17 protein-coding genes and 4 tRNA genes are annotated in these 15,868 nt (G+C 67.1%); 1 reads left to right on the forward strand and 20 read right to left on the reverse strand.

Annotation, left to right across the window (positions count from 1 at the left end; translation table 11 throughout):
• Window positions 1–97 precede the first annotated feature (97 nt).
• The 17 genes from ACFFJD_RS15430 to ACFFJD_RS15510 all read right to left on the reverse strand — a co-directional run bounded on the left by ACFFJD_RS15430 (window position 98) and on the right by ACFFJD_RS15510 (window position 10,914).
• Window positions 98–1,249, reverse strand: coding sequence for a hypothetical protein (locus ACFFJD_RS15430; RefSeq protein ID WP_382365745.1), 1,152 nt, complete (start codon window positions 1,247–1,249; stop codon window positions 98–100).
• 318 nt (window positions 1,250–1,567) lie between these two features.
• Window positions 1,568–2,356 carry an HTH domain-containing protein gene (locus ACFFJD_RS15435; protein WP_382365747.1) on the reverse strand — a complete coding sequence of 263 codons (789 nt, stop codon included), beginning with the start codon at window positions 2,354–2,356 and terminating at the stop codon, window positions 1,568–1,570.
• A 173-nt stretch (window positions 2,357–2,529) separates the two neighbouring features.
• Window positions 2,530–3,021, reverse strand: a complete 492-nt coding sequence (locus ACFFJD_RS15440; RefSeq protein WP_382365749.1) for a TIGR04338 family metallohydrolase — start codon at window positions 3,019–3,021, stop codon at window positions 2,530–2,532.
• A complete protein-coding gene (locus tag ACFFJD_RS15445) occupies window positions 3,018–3,845 on the reverse strand; it encodes a DUF2786 domain-containing protein (protein ID WP_382365751.1) in 828 nt (275 codons plus the stop codon). The genes ACFFJD_RS15440 and ACFFJD_RS15445 overlap by 4 nt, the downstream gene beginning before the upstream one ends.
• A gap of 87 nt (window positions 3,846–3,932) precedes the next feature.
• Window positions 3,933–4,889 carry an L-lactate dehydrogenase gene (locus ACFFJD_RS15450; protein WP_382365753.1) on the reverse strand — a complete coding sequence of 319 codons (957 nt, stop codon included), beginning with the start codon at window positions 4,887–4,889 and terminating at the stop codon, window positions 3,933–3,935.
• 61 nt (window positions 4,890–4,950) lie between these two features.
• On the reverse strand, window positions 4,951–5,280 hold the full coding sequence (locus tag ACFFJD_RS15455) for an AzlD domain-containing protein (protein ID WP_382365755.1): 330 nt from the start codon (window positions 5,278–5,280) through the stop codon (window positions 4,951–4,953).
• Entirely contained in the window at window positions 5,277–6,005 is a 729-nt protein-coding gene (locus ACFFJD_RS15460; RefSeq protein ID WP_382365757.1) for an AzlC family ABC transporter permease, read from the reverse strand. The genes ACFFJD_RS15455 and ACFFJD_RS15460 overlap by 4 nt, the downstream gene beginning before the upstream one ends.
• A gap of 138 nt (window positions 6,006–6,143) precedes the next feature.
• Entirely contained in the window at window positions 6,144–6,860 is a 717-nt protein-coding gene (gene rplA / locus ACFFJD_RS15465) for a 50S ribosomal protein L1 (RefSeq protein ID WP_382365759.1), read from the reverse strand.
• A 94-nt stretch (window positions 6,861–6,954) separates the two neighbouring features.
• Window positions 6,955–7,389, reverse strand: a complete 435-nt coding sequence (rplK, locus tag ACFFJD_RS15470) for a 50S ribosomal protein L11 (protein WP_382365761.1) — start codon at window positions 7,387–7,389, stop codon at window positions 6,955–6,957.
• A 77-nt stretch (window positions 7,390–7,466) separates the two neighbouring features.
• A complete protein-coding gene (nusG, locus tag ACFFJD_RS15475; protein WP_382365763.1) occupies window positions 7,467–8,282 on the reverse strand; it encodes a transcription termination/antitermination protein NusG in 816 nt (271 codons plus the stop codon).
• 71 nt (window positions 8,283–8,353) lie between these two features.
• Window positions 8,354–8,764 (reverse strand): preprotein translocase subunit SecE, encoded by a 411-nt coding sequence (gene secE, locus ACFFJD_RS15480; RefSeq protein WP_382365765.1) that lies wholly within the window; start codon window positions 8,762–8,764, stop codon window positions 8,354–8,356.
• A gap of 80 nt (window positions 8,765–8,844) precedes the next feature.
• A tRNA-Trp gene (locus tag ACFFJD_RS15485) sits at window positions 8,845–8,917 on the reverse strand.
• A 159-nt stretch (window positions 8,918–9,076) separates the two neighbouring features.
• The gene (locus ACFFJD_RS15490) at window positions 9,077–10,138 is read right to left on the reverse strand and encodes a fused (3R)-hydroxyacyl-ACP dehydratase subunits HadA/HadB (RefSeq protein WP_382365767.1); all 1,062 of its coding nucleotides are present in this window, start codon (window positions 10,136–10,138) and stop codon (window positions 9,077–9,079) included.
• A gap of 129 nt (window positions 10,139–10,267) precedes the next feature.
• Window positions 10,268–10,435 (reverse strand): 50S ribosomal protein L33, encoded by a 168-nt coding sequence (gene rpmG, locus ACFFJD_RS15495; protein WP_246992217.1) that lies wholly within the window; start codon window positions 10,433–10,435, stop codon window positions 10,268–10,270.
• 90 nt (window positions 10,436–10,525) lie between these two features.
• A tRNA-Met gene (locus ACFFJD_RS15500) sits at window positions 10,526–10,599 on the reverse strand.
• 41 nt (window positions 10,600–10,640) lie between these two features.
• Window positions 10,641–10,713, reverse strand: a tRNA-Thr gene (locus ACFFJD_RS15505).
• Between the two features lie 120 nt (window positions 10,714–10,833).
• Window positions 10,834–10,914: transfer RNA gene (locus tag ACFFJD_RS15510), tRNA-Tyr, on the reverse strand.
• A 108-nt stretch (window positions 10,915–11,022) separates the two neighbouring features.
• Here ACFFJD_RS15510 and ACFFJD_RS15515 point away from each other — a divergent pair.
• Window positions 11,023–11,514, forward strand: coding sequence for a YajQ family cyclic di-GMP-binding protein (locus ACFFJD_RS15515; protein WP_382365770.1), 492 nt, complete (start codon window positions 11,023–11,025; stop codon window positions 11,512–11,514).
• A 112-nt stretch (window positions 11,515–11,626) separates the two neighbouring features.
• Here ACFFJD_RS15515 and ACFFJD_RS15520 read toward each other — a convergent pair whose 3' ends face one another.
• The 3 genes from ACFFJD_RS15520 to ACFFJD_RS15530 are packed head-to-tail and all read right to left on the reverse strand — an operon-like array spanning window position 11,627 to window position 15,829.
• Window positions 11,627–13,348, reverse strand: coding sequence for a class I adenylate-forming enzyme family protein (locus ACFFJD_RS15520; RefSeq protein WP_382365772.1), 1,722 nt, complete (start codon window positions 13,346–13,348; stop codon window positions 11,627–11,629).
• Window positions 13,341–14,300, reverse strand: coding sequence for an NAD(P)H-dependent flavin oxidoreductase (locus ACFFJD_RS15525; protein ID WP_382365774.1), 960 nt, complete (start codon window positions 14,298–14,300; stop codon window positions 13,341–13,343). The genes ACFFJD_RS15520 and ACFFJD_RS15525 overlap by 8 nt, the downstream gene beginning before the upstream one ends.
• Window positions 14,300–15,829: a carotenoid oxygenase family protein gene (locus tag ACFFJD_RS15530; protein ID WP_382365776.1), complete on the reverse strand. Its 1,530-nt coding sequence runs from the start codon at window positions 15,827–15,829 to the stop codon at window positions 14,300–14,302. Before ACFFJD_RS15530 ends, ACFFJD_RS15525 begins: the two co-directional genes overlap by 1 nt.
• Between the last annotated feature and the right edge of the window lie 39 nt (window positions 15,830–15,868).

Here is a 15,868-nt window from a genome sequence, read left to right on the forward strand (position 1 = left end):
TGGACGCGCAAGCCCAAATCGCATAGCGTTCACAACGACTCGTTGATCAGAACGCGTGACTCTACGCCCGATCCGAAGTCCACCACCCCAAGGGGCACTATCCCACGGGAACAGGCGAGTCACCGAAGAAGACCACGTTGGCATTTGGGTACTTCCGACCAAGCGCTGACAGTCGCCCAGCGGCGAAGTCCCGCAATGCATCAGCAGCAGCCTCTGCCTCGATAGCTTCGGCCACACTAGGTCGATAGCCCGAATGAACGACTCGATTACGCACATCTGCCACCTTCCTACTCCAGTCGCCGAGTTCACCTCGATCCAATCGCCAAGTACCGCCAAGTCGAGTATGAAATTCGTTCTTTATTCGGGTTACGATCGTGCTGGAGAAGACCTCCGCAGCGTCGTCGATCGATACCCCTTCCTCCCACATCAACATGCCCAGCAAGCCGTCGAACAGCACCTCGCACGCGATGCCGAGATGGATCACGGCGTCACGAAACGAGCCAACGCCATGAAGGGCGTACCCCGCGTCGGTTCGACACTCGAGGTAGCGGGCCAGCGGGTCCAGTCGATCTAGACGGCTTTGGAGGCCTGCCGCCTGATCGAACATTGCGTAGTCCGTGCCGACTTCACTAACGAGACCACCAAGGTTGGGTGGTGCCCCATCTTCGAGAACCGTGATACCGACGAAAGTAACCTCGGTCTCGTCCGGCGCACGTTTGAAGATGAGTACGGTCGGAAAGAGCCGTCGAATCGTCAACTCAGGCAAGGGACGGGGGGCGACTACACGGTAGGATCGGTAGAACTTCATCAGTTCACTCAGACACCGATCGATCGAGGTCGAATCTGACGGCTCCTCACTGTTGAATGTGACTGCCTCCACGACGGTGCGGTACATCTCACCCGGAGCGATCTCTCGGTCGAGGTATTCATGGCCGGTGTCTTCGTTGTGGGTTGGGTGCATCGCGTCGAACGCCTTCATCAGCAACTTACTCTCGTGCACGAACGGCGTAGGCGAATCATCGACCATCTGCCAGAATCTCAGAGATACGAAGTTGTGCTCGCCATCCAATACTGGGGTGGTCGCCACACCTGATTGCGGCGCGAACTCCACTCCTTCCAACTCCGGCGTTCGTTCATCGGTAGTTGAATACCAGGTTGCTTTCTGCGGTAGCGGGATCGGATCAGGGAGCAGGATCATGAAGCCGACCAAGCACGGTGGTGTGATCTCAGCGAAAAACTCCTGTGTCACGGACACCCTCGATCGGCACGTCCCTCAGCTGACCCGGAGGTACTTGACCCCTGGCGCGCAGTGCCCACCGGGGTCACCCCCAGCAAATCCGCAGCCTTGTCCATCGCCGCCCACTCAAATAGGAACGTCCCAGCTGGCCGACGATTTCGACCACATCAAGCTTGAGTCCGTCCCAGCGTTCATTCAATCCCAAAATATCCCATCCTCGCTAGGGAATGGGTCCTCGGACACCCCGGATGGATCAGTCTCTTGGTCACGGAAGAGCAGAAATACTCTACCGATCCAACCTGGTGGTGCGTTCTTTACTTCGCAGTCTGGCTAGCTCCACGACGCACGCATGACGGCCTGCTGAACTCTGCGCTTCTCGATCTCTGGGTCAACGAACTGAATGAACTCCAGTGCATTGAATCCGTCGCCCTGCCGACGATTCTGCGGCGGCTCAAGGCCTTCAATAAGAAGCGCCTCCAGTGTCGCAATGAGTTGGTCGGGCCTGATGTCGCCAGCGGGGCCGTCCGTAAGACTTCCGTCGTCCGCGACACCTCTCACGCCGAACCACGAGAAGCGGTTCCACCGGCTCGTTAGACGATCGCGCGTGTGGTCCCACAAGCGTTGCCCCAGGCGTGCGCTGGTGACGCGGCCCACATACACCACTCGGTTGCCGTCGTAGAGCAAGTAGACACCGGTTTGGTTGGCGAAGTTCACAGGTTGACTACCCGTTTGTTGTACACCGAGCACTCTGGGGGTCCGAGCGCTCCAATCGACACTCTCGCGCGCCCAGAACATACCGAACGCGTTGATTAGTCCCATCTCTTCGTGTGCAGCGGTCAACTCGTTAGCGTCCTCGTCGCCCGGGGCTGTGGTCGCCGCGACCGTCGGTGCGGGTGATCTGGGATCTGATGAGCTGTCCGCCAACGTGTACACGCCGCGGGACGTCCTCCGGATACGAGGTTTCATGTCCTCGTATCCCAGAGTCGCGGCGACAGTGTTTGCCGGGGTAGCAGTATCGTTCCGGTAGCCTTTGTCGATGATCTGCTGCGCGATTTCCGTGTAGTGAAGCGGAACGTCCGACTCGCTCAGCACCCGCAGGATCGCTTCTCGCCAAGTCATACTCACAGCCTGGGCTTCCTTCTATTGTCGGGCGGTCCCCCGACGAGGCTATCGGTACCGAAGGCTGGGGTCAGAGCTTTCAGTCAGTGCGCCTCGGCGAGGTATCCGGGAACTGCCGTGCACAGACACGGCCCGTACGGCAACAAGGCTGCACTGATCTGGCGCGACCGGCCTCAGGCGAGCTCCGCATCGCCGAGCAGGACGCGGTAGACCAGCGCGAACTCCGGTCCCAGCACCAGTCCGACCAGGTCGATGAGGGTGTGCGTGAACTCCGGCCCGTGCGCGGCCGCCCCGGGATCGGTCAGGTGGTGCGCGCACTCGTGCAGGACCAGCAGTTCGCGCATCGCCCAGCGCCCGTCGGCCCCGTCGGGAATCGCGATCTCGGCGGTGTCGGGCGCGTAGTGCGCGCGACCGGCCGATCTGCGCCCACGCACCCGGACCGGCCGCCGGGCCCGATCGAAGCGGTCCCGCACCGACGGCAGCGCCAGCACCTCGTCGACGTAACGCTGCACGGCTTCCACCGAGCCGAACCGGGCTTCGGCGGGCAGGGTGAGCGTGGCCCCGGCCACCTGCACGGTGTGGGCGCGCCCGCCGGGCCGGTCGACCAGCGCGAAGATCAGGCCCTCGGTCTCGTAGTAGCGCGCCCGGGTGCTGTCCCGGGTCACTTCTCCAGGGCCCCGCGCGGCGCCCCGAACTCCCGGTCGGCGCCGATCTTGGCACGACGGCCCGCGGTGTCCCCGGCACGCCGGGCGGCCGACGAATAGCCCGCGGTGGCACGGCTGGGCCGCCAACTGCCCCGCGCGGTGGATTCGCGCCGGTGGTAGTCGGCTACCGCCAGTTCCTTGTTCCGCAGGGCCAGTGCGGTCGACGGAGTTCCCGGACCCGAGCCTTCGGCCCGGAGCGCCTCGCCGCGCTGCTCGTCCCGCGCCTGCAGCAGACGCGCGCCGATACGCTCGGCGAAGGCCGACTGGAAGTTGAGGCGGGCGGTGATCGGCGAGAGCGCCTTCTCCTCCACCACCCGACGCCGCCACGGCCCGTAGTCGCGGGTCACCACCTGCTGCGCGGTCTCGGATTTGTACGCCCCGGACTTGAGGTAGGCGTCGCTGGCGGCCACCATCTGCACCACCAGGGACGCGTACAGCGCCTCCGTCGTGTCGATGTCGGCCTCGTAGCCGTAGGCGACCACGTAGGTGGAGTTCGAGGCCACATCGCAGGTGAGGTCGTTCGCCCGGCCGATCTGCACGAACAGCTGCACGTAGGTGCGCAGACCGCGTTTACCCGCCGTGCCGATGGCGATCTGCCTGCTCAGCGGCGTCTGCCTCCGGGCCAGCGCCGGGTCGTGGTTGCGGGCCACCGCCAGATCGATCGACGAGGCGGTCGCCAACCGCTGCGCGGCCGCCAGGAAGGCCTGCGCCTCGTGCTCGTTGTCGGTGCCCTCGGCCTGCCGGAGCAGAGCGCCGATCCGGGTCAGCAGCTTGTCGTCGCGCATGAGGCCAGGTTAGTCACCGGCACCGACCGCCCGGCCCGCGCTGTCCACAGGAGTGCGGCCGACCCGAGCGGCTTTCCACAGGCCCGCTCACAGACCGAACCGGCGCTGCATCTCCCGCAGGGTCCGCGCCGAGTCGCACAGCCCGGCCGCTTCCGACTCGGACATGGCGATCGGTAGTCGCTGCAGGGCCCCGCCCGCGGCGACCACCGTCGGCAACGACAGGCACACGTCGCCGAAGCCGAGGGCATCGTCGTCGACCAGCGACGACACCGGCAGCACGCGATGCTCGTCGCCCAGCACGGCCTCGGTGATCCGCGCGGCCGCCAGGCCGATGGCGTAGTTGGTGGCGCCCTTGCCCTCGATGATGCGGTAGGCCGAGCCGACCACCTCGTCGCGGATCCCCTCGCGCGCGGCCCGATCCAGCGGTGCCCGACCGGGCAGCGGCGTCCAGTCCAGCAGCGGAACGCCGCCCACGGTGGCCGAGCTCCACAGCGGGATCTCCGAGTCGCCGTGCTCGCCGGCGATGTAGGCGTGCACGTTCTGCACCGCGACGCCGCAGTGCTCCGACAGCAGGAAACGCAGCCGCGACGAGTCCAGCACCGTGCCGGACCCGAACAGCTGCGTGCGCGGCAGCCCGGTGAATTTCAGGGCCGCGTACGTCACCACGTCGACCGGGTTGGTCACCATCACGAAGCGGGCGTTCGGCGCGGCCTCGACGATGGGTGGCAGCGCCGTGCGGGTGAGCGCGATGGTGGCCTCGGCCAGCTCCAGGCGGGACTGCCCCGGGTTCTGCTTGGCCCCGGCGGTGAAGACGACGACGTCGGCGTCGGCGCAGATCTGCGGGTCGGCGCCACCGATCACCCGGGCACGCGGCACGTACTCCAGGCCGTGCTGCAGGTCCAAGACCTGCGCCTGCACCTTGGCCTCGTTCACGTCCATCAGCGCCACCGTGCGGGCCACCCCGCGAATCAGCGCGGCGTAGGCGATGGAGGTGCCCACCGCGCCGGCTCCGACGACGGCGATCTTGGCGCCCACAGGTTCCATGCGCCCTACGCTAGCGCCGACGGCCGCTGCCCGCTGGGCGAGCGCGCGGCCGGGGTCGGGCTCAGAACAGGTAGAGCAGGCCGACGTAGGTCAGCGTGCCCAGCCCGACGCTGAGCAGCGTGCGGCGTCCGCACGTCAGGTGCACCGCGACCGTGACCGCCACCGCCGCCAGCGCAGGCAGCCACCGGCCGTCGGTGTCCAGGGTGCTCTGCAGGGTCGCCGCGGCAAGCACCGCCAGGATTCCGGCCGGCATCCACGCGGCCAGCGTGATCACCGCGCGCGACTGCCGCAGCGGGCGCAGGAGCGCGAACGGCAGGGCCCGCAGCAGGAAGGTGATGGCGAAGGCGGTCACCAGCACCGCTACCAGGTACCCGGGATCGGGCATGTTCATGCGCGCACCCGCTCGAGCACGTAGCGGCCGATCAGCAGGCCCACGAACAGCGCCAGGGCGGTGAACAGCACCGCTCCAGGCGTGACGACGGCGGCCACCGCGAACGACAGCGCCGCCAACAGCAGCGAGGGCACCTGCTCGCGGGTGCGGCACGCGTCCAGGGTCAGCGTGATGAACAGCGCGCAGAGCGCGAACTCCAGCCCCTCGATGGGGCCGGGCAGCAGCGAGCCGACCGCCACTCCGGCCAGGCCCCCGCCCACCCAGTACACCTGGAAGGCGACCTGCGTGGCGAGCAGCCGGGCGTGCGTCCACGAGCCGGGGGCGGCGGCGGTGACGGCGTAGGACTCGTCGGTCAGCGCGTACATCGAGTACAGGCGCGCCCATCGACCCCGGACCACGCGCAGCGGGAAGGAGAAGGCGTAGAAGACGTGGCGGAAGTTCACCAGGAAGGTGGTGACGGCGATGGTGGCCAGCGGGGTGACGGTGGCGATCATGCCCACCAGCAGCAGCTCCAGCGAACCGGCGTAGGCCAGGAACGACAGCGCCGGCGCCATCCACCACGCCAGGCCCTGCTGGATCACGAGCAGACCGAAGGCCATGCCGAGGGGAAACATGCCCAGACCGGCGGGCAGCGACAGGCGCAGGCCGAGGAGTACCTCCGACCGCGTCGTGCCGTCCCCGCCCTCCTCGATCCCGCCCTCATCGATCCGGCCCGCATCGTTCACCCCAGCATGATCACACGCGCCCGGTCGGCCGCAGCCGGCCACCCGGCCGCGCTGTGACGGTACTCGCGTCCGAACCCGGGATGCACGACGGGCCCCGCCACGTCGAGACGTGGCGAGGCCCGTGCGGTGAAACCTGGATCAGTCCTGCGCGGCTTCGGTGAAGTTGCGCGAGACCGACGAGTCGACCGGGATGCCCGGTCCGGTGTTGCTCGAGATGGTGACCTTCTTGATGTACCGACCCTTGGCAGCGGACGGCTTGGCACGCATGATCTCGTCGTACGCGGCGCCGTAGTTCTCGGCCAGCTGAGCGGCGCTGAACGACGCCTTGCCGATCACGAAATGCAGGTTGGCTGCCTTGTCGACGCGGAAGTTGATCTTGCCGCCCTTGATGTCGTTGACGGCCTTGGTCACGTCGGTGGTGACGGTACCGGTCTTCGGGTTCGGCATCAGGCCGCGCGGTCCGAGGACGCGGGCGATGCGGCCGACCTTGGCCATCTGATCCGGGGTGGCGATGGCGGCGTCGAAGTCCAGCCAGCCGCCCTGAATCTTCTCGATCAGGTCCTCGGCGCCCACTTCGTCGGCACCGGCGGCGGCGGCCTCGGTGGCCTTGTCGCCGGCGGCGAAGACGATGACGCGGGCGGTCTTACCGGTGCCGTTCGGCAGGTTGACGGTGCCGCGCACCATCTGGTCGGCCTTACGGGGGTCGACGCCGAGGCGGACGGCCACCTCGATGGTCGAGTCGGTGTTCTTCGAGGAGGTCTCCTTCGCCAACTCGACAGCCTCCAGCGGGCTGTACAGGTTGTCGCGATCGACCTTTTCGGCGGCGGCCTGGTAGGCCTTGCTCTTCTTGCTCATGTGCTCTGTTCCTTCTTCAGGGTCCCGCGTGCGGATCCCGAGTGAGTGGTTAGTGGGCCGAGCGCGGCCCTCCCACGAGGGTTGGTGCGGCTGATCAGCCTTCGACGGTGATGCCCATCGAGCGCGCGGTGCCGGCGATGATCTTCGCGGCCGCGTCGATGTCATTGGCGTTCAGGTCTTCAGCCTTGGTCTTGGCGATCTCCTGGACCTGGTCCATGGTGACCTTGCCGACCTTGTTGATGTGCGGCTCGCCGGAGCCCTTCTGCAGGCCGGCGGCCTTCAGCAGCAGCTTCGCTGCGGGCGGGGTCTTCAGCTTGAAATCGAACGAGCGGTCTTCGTACACGAAGATCTCGACCGGAATCACATTGCCACGCTGCGACTCGGTAGCCGCGTTGTAGGCCTTGCAGAATTCCATGATGTTCACGCCGTGCTGACCAAGCGCGGGACCCACGGGCGGCGCCGGGTTGGCCTGGCCCGCCTGGATCTGCAGCTTGATGATCCCGGCGATCTTCTTCTTCTTGGGAGGCATCTCAGTTTGTCCTTTGTATCTTCACTCTCCGCGAACGCTGGATACGCGGAAGTCTCTATGGGTGGGCGGCCCGGGGGCTACAGCTTCTCCACCTGGTTGAAGCCGAGCTCGACCGGGGTTTCACGGCCGAAGATCGACACCAGCACCTTGACCTTGCGCTGCTCGGTGTTGACCTCGCTGATCGACGCGGGCAGCGTCGCGAACGGGCCGTCCATGACGGTGACCGACTCGCCGATCTCGAAGTCGACCTCGACGAGGTTGGACGCGGCGGCCGCAGCGGCCTCGACACTGTCGCCCACGGCGGCAGCGGCCTTGGCGGCAGCGGCCTTGCGGACCTCGGCGCGCGGCACCAGGAACTGCAGCACTTCCTTGATCGACAGCGACGTGGGCGTCGTGTTGTTCATGCTTAGGAAGCCCGTCACGCCGGGGGTGTTGCGCACCGCGCCCCACGCCTCGTCGTTGAGTTCCATGCGCACCAGGATGTAGCCGGGCAGAACCTTGCGGTTGACCTTCTTCTGCTGGCCGTTCTTGATCTCGGTGACCTCTTCGGACGGCACGACGACCTCGAAGATGTAGTCGCCCACATCGAGGTTCTGCACGCGCGTCTCGAGGTTCGCCTTGACCTTGTTCTCGTAACCGGCGTACGAGTGGATCACGTACCAGTCGCCCGGCTGACGGCGCAGCTCGCGCTTCTTGGCCTCGATCGGGTCTTCCTCGACCTCGTCGACAGCCTCGGCGGCTTCCGCCGGGGTGTCGGCCTCGGTGGTCTCCGCCGGGGTGTCGGCCTCGGGAGCGTCGGTGTCGATCGACGCCGACTCTGCGGCCTCGGCCGTAGCCTCCACCGCCGCGTCGCCGGTCTCCGGCGATTCGATCTCGTTCTCCGGGGTGCTCATTCGCGCCCACGCTCCTTCATTGCCCGATGTGTTACTTCTCGTCGACCGGCCTGGCGGCCGGCCCGCTCGCGTCAGCCGAACACCAACAGCGTCAGCTTCGCGAACCCGATGTCCATGCCGAAGATGGCCGCGGTCACCGCGGACACGAACAGCAGCACGCCGATGGTGTAGACGATCATCTCCCGACGAGTCGGCCAGATGACCTTCTTCATCTCGGTGACGACCTGGCGCAGGAAGACCCAGATCCGCACGAACGGATTGCGACTGTCTGCGCTGGTGCCCTCTTCGGCGGCGGGATCGACGACGCCGACCTTGCCCGGCAGCGACTCGCCGGAGGCGGTACGACGCTCACGTGCGCGACGCTTGCCTTGAGGCCGCATCTCGTCGGCCTCGATGACGTCGACGTCGATACCGGTGTCGGCGTCGTCGCCGGTCGTCAGCTCCGCGTCATCCTTCGGAGCCTTACGGTCGCGCTTGGCCACCTATTCACCGATCCCTTCGTCTACCTCATCCCCCGGCCGGGGAACGGTCCCGAAACGCTGGCGTCCCGGGACGTCGGGTGCAGGGGCGACAGGACTTGAACCTGCAACCTGCGGTTTTGGAGACCGCTGCTCTGCCAGTTGAGCTACGCCCCTTTGTGCCGGTCTGCACCGGCACCTATCGAGCCCTACAAGACCAACGCGCCACCCTTCGGGTAGCGCGCAAGTCTGAAGTAAGCCTTCGACTTTCCTAGTGTAGAGCACCGGGCCCTCACACCTCAAACCGGGATGATCAGTCGCCTCACACCGGCGTGGTCAGTTGAATTGCACGACCACATTCGCGCGCCCGAAGATCTTGCGGCCGTCTTGCTTGGCGGTCAGCGCGATGGTGCCGCGGCGAGTCTCCGGGTCGAGCGCCTTCACCTTACCGGTGAAGTCCACCTTCGCGCTGGCATCGGCCGGGACGTAGACCGGGCTGGTGAAGCGCACGTTGTACTCGCAGAAGGCCGCCGGGTCGCCGACGAACTCCGAGACGTAGGTGGCGCCCAGTCCCATGGTCTGCATCCCGTGCGCCACCACCTCGTCCATGCCGTCGGCCGCGGCGATGACGTGGTCGGAGAAGTGGATGGGGTTCGGGTCGCCGGCCACCCCGGCGTAGTTGACCAGGTTCCCGCGGGTGAGCTCGAAGGTCTTCGGCGGCAGTTCCTGGCCCACGCTGAGGGTGTCGAAGTCGACGGCCGCGTACGCGCCGGGCCGTTCGACCGGGTCCGGCTGCCCGTGCCCGCCCTCGCGGTGCACGGTCTTGCCCGGGTCTCCGATCTCGTCCACCTTCATCATCACGTGGTCGAGCGAGTCCGCCAGTTCTTCGGGCACCTTCATGCCCGGCCGGGCGGCGATCGAGGTGTAGGTGGTCATCACCGGCTCGTCGTGCTGATTCCAGATGATGTTCTTGGTCACCAGCAGGTCGATGGCCTCCGGGCTGGAGATGTGCCGGAACGACTCCAGCGAGACGTCGCAGATGAGCTGGTCGCCCACCTTCATCGGCTGGTGGTACACCAGGCGCTGATCGGTCTGCATGATCTGCCACAGGTCGTAACCGGTGACCACCTCGTCGAACAGCTTGGCCTGCGCCGTGATGCCGAGCACAGAGACGAACGTGGGATGGGCGACGATGCGGTCGTGTCCGTACTCGCGGGCGCCGGCCTCGCTCCAGTGCGTCGGATGTCCGTCCTGGACGGCACGGGCGTGCTTGCGCACCTCTTCGCGACCCACCTCGTAGTAGTCGTCGACGGTGTAGTGGTGGCCGACGACCGACGCCGTGTGCTCGGCGATCTGCTCGACGGTCAGATCCGCCTTCTCGTTCTGCTGCATCATCATGGTGTTCTCCCTCGAGCGGACCGCGGTGACATCTGCGGTCGGTTGGCGCGCGCCTGGCGTCGCCTCAATCAAATCGAGCGGGCCACCTCACACTGTGAGGTGGCCCGCTCGATGAAACCTGTGGATCGCTTAGCGCGATTCCTTGTGAGCCTGGTGAGTTCCGCAGTTGGGGCAGAACTTCTTCAGCTCCAGGCGATCCGGGTCGTTGCGCCGGTTCTTCTTGGTGATGTAGTTGCGGTGCTTGCACACCTCGCAGGCCAAGGTGATCTTCGGCCGCACGTCAGTTGAGGAAGCCATGTCCTTAGCCTTCTTTCGCGTCTTACTTCTCGTCTTCGGCGCCTGGCGATCCCCGTCTTGGGCGGGTCCGCGGTGAGCGGCCGAATTGTGTAGCGGTGGGGGGACTCGATCCCCCGACCTCACGATTATGAGTCGTGCGCTCTAACCAGCTGAGCTACACCGCCCTGTCAGCTCGGACCACCCTCGCGGGTCGCCGTGCCAAGCGAGCCCCCTGACGGAATCGAACCGTCGACCTTTTCCTTACCATGGAAACGCTCTGCCGACTGAGCTAAGGGGGCGTTTTCCGGGCCGCACCGTTTTCCGGTGTGGCCCAGAAGCCTTCACGAGATTACACACACAGTCTCCGGAAGACCAAAACCGCTGGTCACTACCGATTTCCGTAGTCATATTCTCGTCGGTGGCAGATGTAGGATTCGAACCTACGTAGCTTTCGCGACGGATTTACAATCCGCTCCCATTGGCCGCTCGGGCAATCTGCCGTGTCGCCGGTGAAGGCAACGGGAAATAGAATACAACGGGACCGGGTGGTCTATGCAAACCGGCAGGTCAGCGTCCCCGTCGCGCCTGCCATGCCCTACCCTGGGGACATGGCTGATTCTTCATTTGACGTGGTGAGCAAGGTCGACCGCCAGGAGGTCGACAACGCCCTCAACCAGGCTGCCAAGGAGTTGTCGCAGCGGTACGACTTCCGGGGCACCAACACCGGCATCGACTGGTCCGGCGAGGAGAAGATCGTGATCACCTCCGACGCCGAGGAACGGGCCGTCGCCGGCTTGGAGGTCTTCCGCGAGAAGCTCATCCGCCGGGACATCTCCCTCAAAGCCTTCGACGCGGGCGAGCCCGTCGGCTCCGGCAAGACCTTCAAGATCACCGGTGAGATCGTGCAGGGCATCGATTCCGAGCACGCCAAGAAGATCGCCAAGAAGATCCGCGACGAGGGCCCCAAGGGCGTCAAGGCGCAGATTCAGGGCGACGAACTGCGTGTGTCGTCGAAGAAGCGCGACGACCTGCAGGCGATCATCGCGCTCCTCAAGGGCGAGGACTTCGGCATCGCGCTGCAGTTCGTGAACTACCGCTAGCAGCCTTCCGCTCCCGACGGTCGATTCCGCTCCCGCGACCCCTGTCTGGGGTCGCGGGAGCGTCGTCGTCTATCGGTAGCGGAAAGCTCTATCGGGAACGGGTGGGCGGGCGTCAGCCCATCTCGGCCAGCGCCGTGCGCAGGTCCCGCTTGAGGAGCTTGCCGACGGGGTTGCGCGGCAGCTCCGGCAGCACCTCCATGCTCTCGGGGAGCTTGTACGAGGCGATGTGACGGTCCCGGAGGAACTCGGTGAGCTCGTCCAGGGTCACCTCCGCGCCCGGGTTCAGCGCCAGCGCCACGTGCACGCGCTCGCCCATCACCTCGCACGGACGGCCGATGACGGCGGCCTCGGCCACCGCGGGGTGATCGCTCAGCAAAGCCTCGACCTCGGCGGGGGCGATGTTCATGCCGCCGCGGACGATCAGGTCCTTGGCCCGGTCGACGTAGTGCAGGTACTGGTTCTTGTCGCCGGCGATCTGGAAGACCTCGCCGGTGCGCAGGTAGCCGTCCTCGTCGAACGGGCTGGCCAGCGTCTCACCGTTGAGGTAGCCGGCGAAGACCATCGGGCCGTCGATGTACAGCTCGCCCGGTCGGCCCGGTTCGGTGATGACCTCGCCGGTCACCTCGTCGATCAGCTTCAGCGAGATCCACTGGCTCACCCGCGACGCCCATTCGATGCCGGGGGTGCCGTAGCGCGGGAAGTACATCGCACGGTTCACCGGGTCCGGGAAGTCCTCCGGGCTCGACAGCAGCCCGATGCCCTCGTTGGAACCGAAGAAGTTGATCACCGCGATGTTCATGTCCTCCTGCCAGCCGCGGACCGTCACCGGCTGCAGCGGGGCCGAGCCGGAACCGACGCGGGTGAGGCTGGACAGGTCGATCTGACCGCGCAGGGCCTCGTTGCGCAGCAGCATCAGCAGCAGCGCGGGCGGCGCGACGGTGTAGGTGACCCGTTCAGTGGCGATCTGACCGAAGAAGGTCGGTGCGTCGAACGGGTGGTGCTGCACCAGCCGCGCACCGGTGCGCAGCCACGGCAGCAGCTTGCCCACGAAGGCCGCCATGTTGATCATCGGGAACGGGTTGAGCAGCACGTCGTCGCCGGTCAGGCGGGGAGCGTCGACCCCGGCCCAGGTGAACGAGAGCCAGTCGTAGTGGGCGCGCGGGACGCCCTTGGGTGCGCTCTCGGTGCCCGAGGTCCAGCAGATGGTCATCGGGTGGTTCGGATCGGCGAAGTAGCCGTGCGCGGCGACCGCGGCCCGATCGGCGTCGGTGGCCGCGGCCGAGACCAGCGCCAGCACCCCGTCCACCGGTTCCCCGACCGGCTCGGCGGTCAGCGTCGCGACGGTCCGCAGGCCGGGCAGCCGATCGGCGAAGCCGAGGATCTCCGCGGCCATCGGACGGTCGGCGAAGGCAGGCACCGTGACCAGCACGGAGAACCCGGCGGCGTTGCCCATGCCGACCAGTTCGTGCTCGCGGTACTGCATGGCCAGCGGCGAGACGACCGCGCCGATGCGCCAGGCCGCCAGGTACAGCTCCACCAGCTCCACGCCGTTGGGCATCTGCACGCCGATCACGTCGCCGGTGCCCACCCCGGCCTCGAGCAGGCGGGCCGCCAGCGCGGTCGCCTCGTCGTCGACCTGCCGCCAGGTGAGCCGACGCGGCGCGGTGCCGACCAGCACCTCGTTGTTGGCCGGGTCGACCAGGGCGATCTTGTCGGGGTTCTCGGCGACGCGGTCGCGGAACAGCTGGTCGACGGTCTCGTCGGTCCAGGCGCCCATCGCGCGGAAACGCTCGATCTTGTCGGGCGAGTACAGGCCGGGGTCGAACTCAAGCATGAGTGCTTCCTTCCAGGGAACGGTACGGGGTGAGGCGGGCCGCGGCCCGCTGATACTGCTCGGCCAGGTCGGCGACGATCTCGCCGACGGGCCGGATGTCGGTGACGGCGCCAATGCCCTGCCCGGCGGCCCACAGGTCCTTCCAGCGACGCACCGCGTCGCCCCCGGCCTGGTAGTCGCGCTCACGCTCGACGTCGTCGAGCGCGTCCGGATCGATGCCGTGGCTGATCAGGCTGGGCCGCAGCCACGACGCCGGGGTGCCGGTGATCCCGGCGCTGACGATCAGGTCCTCGAGGCTGCAGTCGACCACCATCTGCTTGTAGTCGGCCACCGCCAGGCTCTCCTGCGAGGCCAGGAACGAGGTACCCATGTAGACCAGGTCGGCGCCCGCGGCGATCGCCCCGGCCACGCCGAAGCCGTCGGAGATGCCGCCGCCGATGATCAGCAGGCCGTCGAAGAACTCGCGGACCGCGGCGGTGAAGGCGAACGGCGACAGCATGCCGGTGTGTCCGCCCGCCCCGGCCGAGATGCAGGCCAGCCCGTCGGCGCCGGCCGCGGCGGCCTTGCGCGCCATCGCCAGGTCGGCGACGTCGGCGATCACCGCGCCGCCGTAGGCGTGCACCGTCTCCAGCACCGGCTTGGGCGAGCCGAGCGCGGTCACCACCAGCGGCGGCCGGTACTTCGCCACCAGCGCCAAGTCCTCGGCCAGGCGACCGTTGGTGCGGTGCGTCACCAGGTTCACGGCCCACGGCAGGGTGGTGCCGTCGACGGTGAGGCCCTCGGTGATCGTCGCCAGCCAGCGGTCGAGTTCCTCGGCGGTGCGGCAGTTCTGGGTGGGGAACGCGCCCACGATGCCGGCGCGCCCGGCCGCGACCACCAGGTCGGGACCGGACACCAGGAACATCGGCGCGGCCATCACCGGCAGCGCCAGCTCGTCCAGCAGTGCCCGCATCAGCCGATCTCCACGGCATCGCCGGCGTTGTCGGCGGTGCGCCAGCGGCGCAGCTCCGAGCCCGGCGCCCAGGTGGAGTGGGTGCCCGACGAGACGCGCTCGGGCAGCCGCACCCGGCAGACCGGGCCGTCGGACAGGCGCGCCGCATCCATCACCACGGCGTACGACGCGTCGTCGTTCAGGTCGGTGGTGATGGTGACCAGGTACGCGTCGTCCTCGGCGGTGGCGCCCACCTTGGGGGCGACGCTGGTCTCGCTGGCGAACACGCCGTCGCCGAAGGAGTAGTGCTCCTCGGCCCCGGTGTGCACGTCGTGGCGCACCAGACCGTCGAACAGGAACCAGTCCGGCTTGCCGGTGGCCGCGTAGGCGTACCGGTAGTCGGTAGTCAGGTAGTCGTTGTTCATCATGCCGAACTCGCTGATGGTGTCGGTCAGCGATTCCTCGCGCACCGCGCCGGTGACCAGGTTGAACCGCCAGCGATGCAGCCGGGTCTTCATCCGGTTCAGGGCCAGGAAGCGGAACGGCCGCAGCGCCTTGGGCAGGTGCGCCGACTCCTCCGCGCTCGGATCCGGGTCGTGCTGGAAGAAGCCGTCGAGCACCACCTCGTCGCCGTCCTCGAAGGCGTTGGTGAAGTGCAGGACGTAGGTGGGGTCGGCCTCGAACCAGCGGATCTGCGACGGGTCACCGCGGCGCGGGAGGATGCCGAAGCGCGAAGGCAGGTCGTGCAGCTTGGGCACATGGTGGCCGGCGCGCAGCAGGTCCTCGTCCCAGAACAGCGGGAAGTCGTTGAAGATCGCGTAGTTCTCGGTGAAGGCCATGTCGTGCGGCAGCCGCGGACCGGGCAGTTCGATGGGCACGTAGTGCACGAGGTCGTTGGCGGCGTCGACGACGCCGTAGTGCATGTACGGCGCCTGCTTGCCGTAGTTGAAGAACAGCAGTTCTCCGTTGCGGTCGTCGTTCTTCGGGTGAGCGGAGACGCCGAGTTCGGCCGGGAAGGCGCCGTTGAAGTCGGCGCGACCCAGCGCGTCGCCGGTCAGCGGGTCCATGCGGTAAAGGTCGCCGCACTGGTAGAAGCTGGTCAGCGCCTCGCCGCGGAACACCGTCACGTCGGTGCTCGAGGAGTCCTTGAGGAACTGGCGCGCGCCCACGCCGTCGGTGCGGTCGGAGATCGACGGCGATTCGGCGATGCCCGCCCACAGCGACCGGCCGGCCTCCTGCTCGGCGGCCAGACCGTCGGTCTTGACGAAGCGGTTGCGGTAGAACGCCTTGCCGTCGCGGAACCCGACCATGTGCACCATGCCGTCCCCGTCGAACGGGTGGTACTGGTGGATCGGCATGTGCAGTGGGTTCTCGGTGTTGCGCAGGTACACGCCGTCCAGGTCGGCGGGGATCTGGCCCTCGACGACGGTCAGGTCGTCGGCGTTCCATTCGGCCTGCTGGGGCCGCCACGCGCCGGAGCGGTAGGGGTGGTCGTCGTCGGCGGGGAGGGTGGTGATCATCCGTTCCACCAGGTCCACACTGGTCACCATGGGTCTTGTCCTTAGCTGTCGGTGAAGGAAGAGGGTCGG

The organism is Gordonia phosphorivorans (assembly GCF_042432625.1).
Classification (GTDB): domain Bacteria; phylum Actinomycetota; class Actinomycetes; order Mycobacteriales; family Mycobacteriaceae; genus Gordonia; species Gordonia phosphorivorans.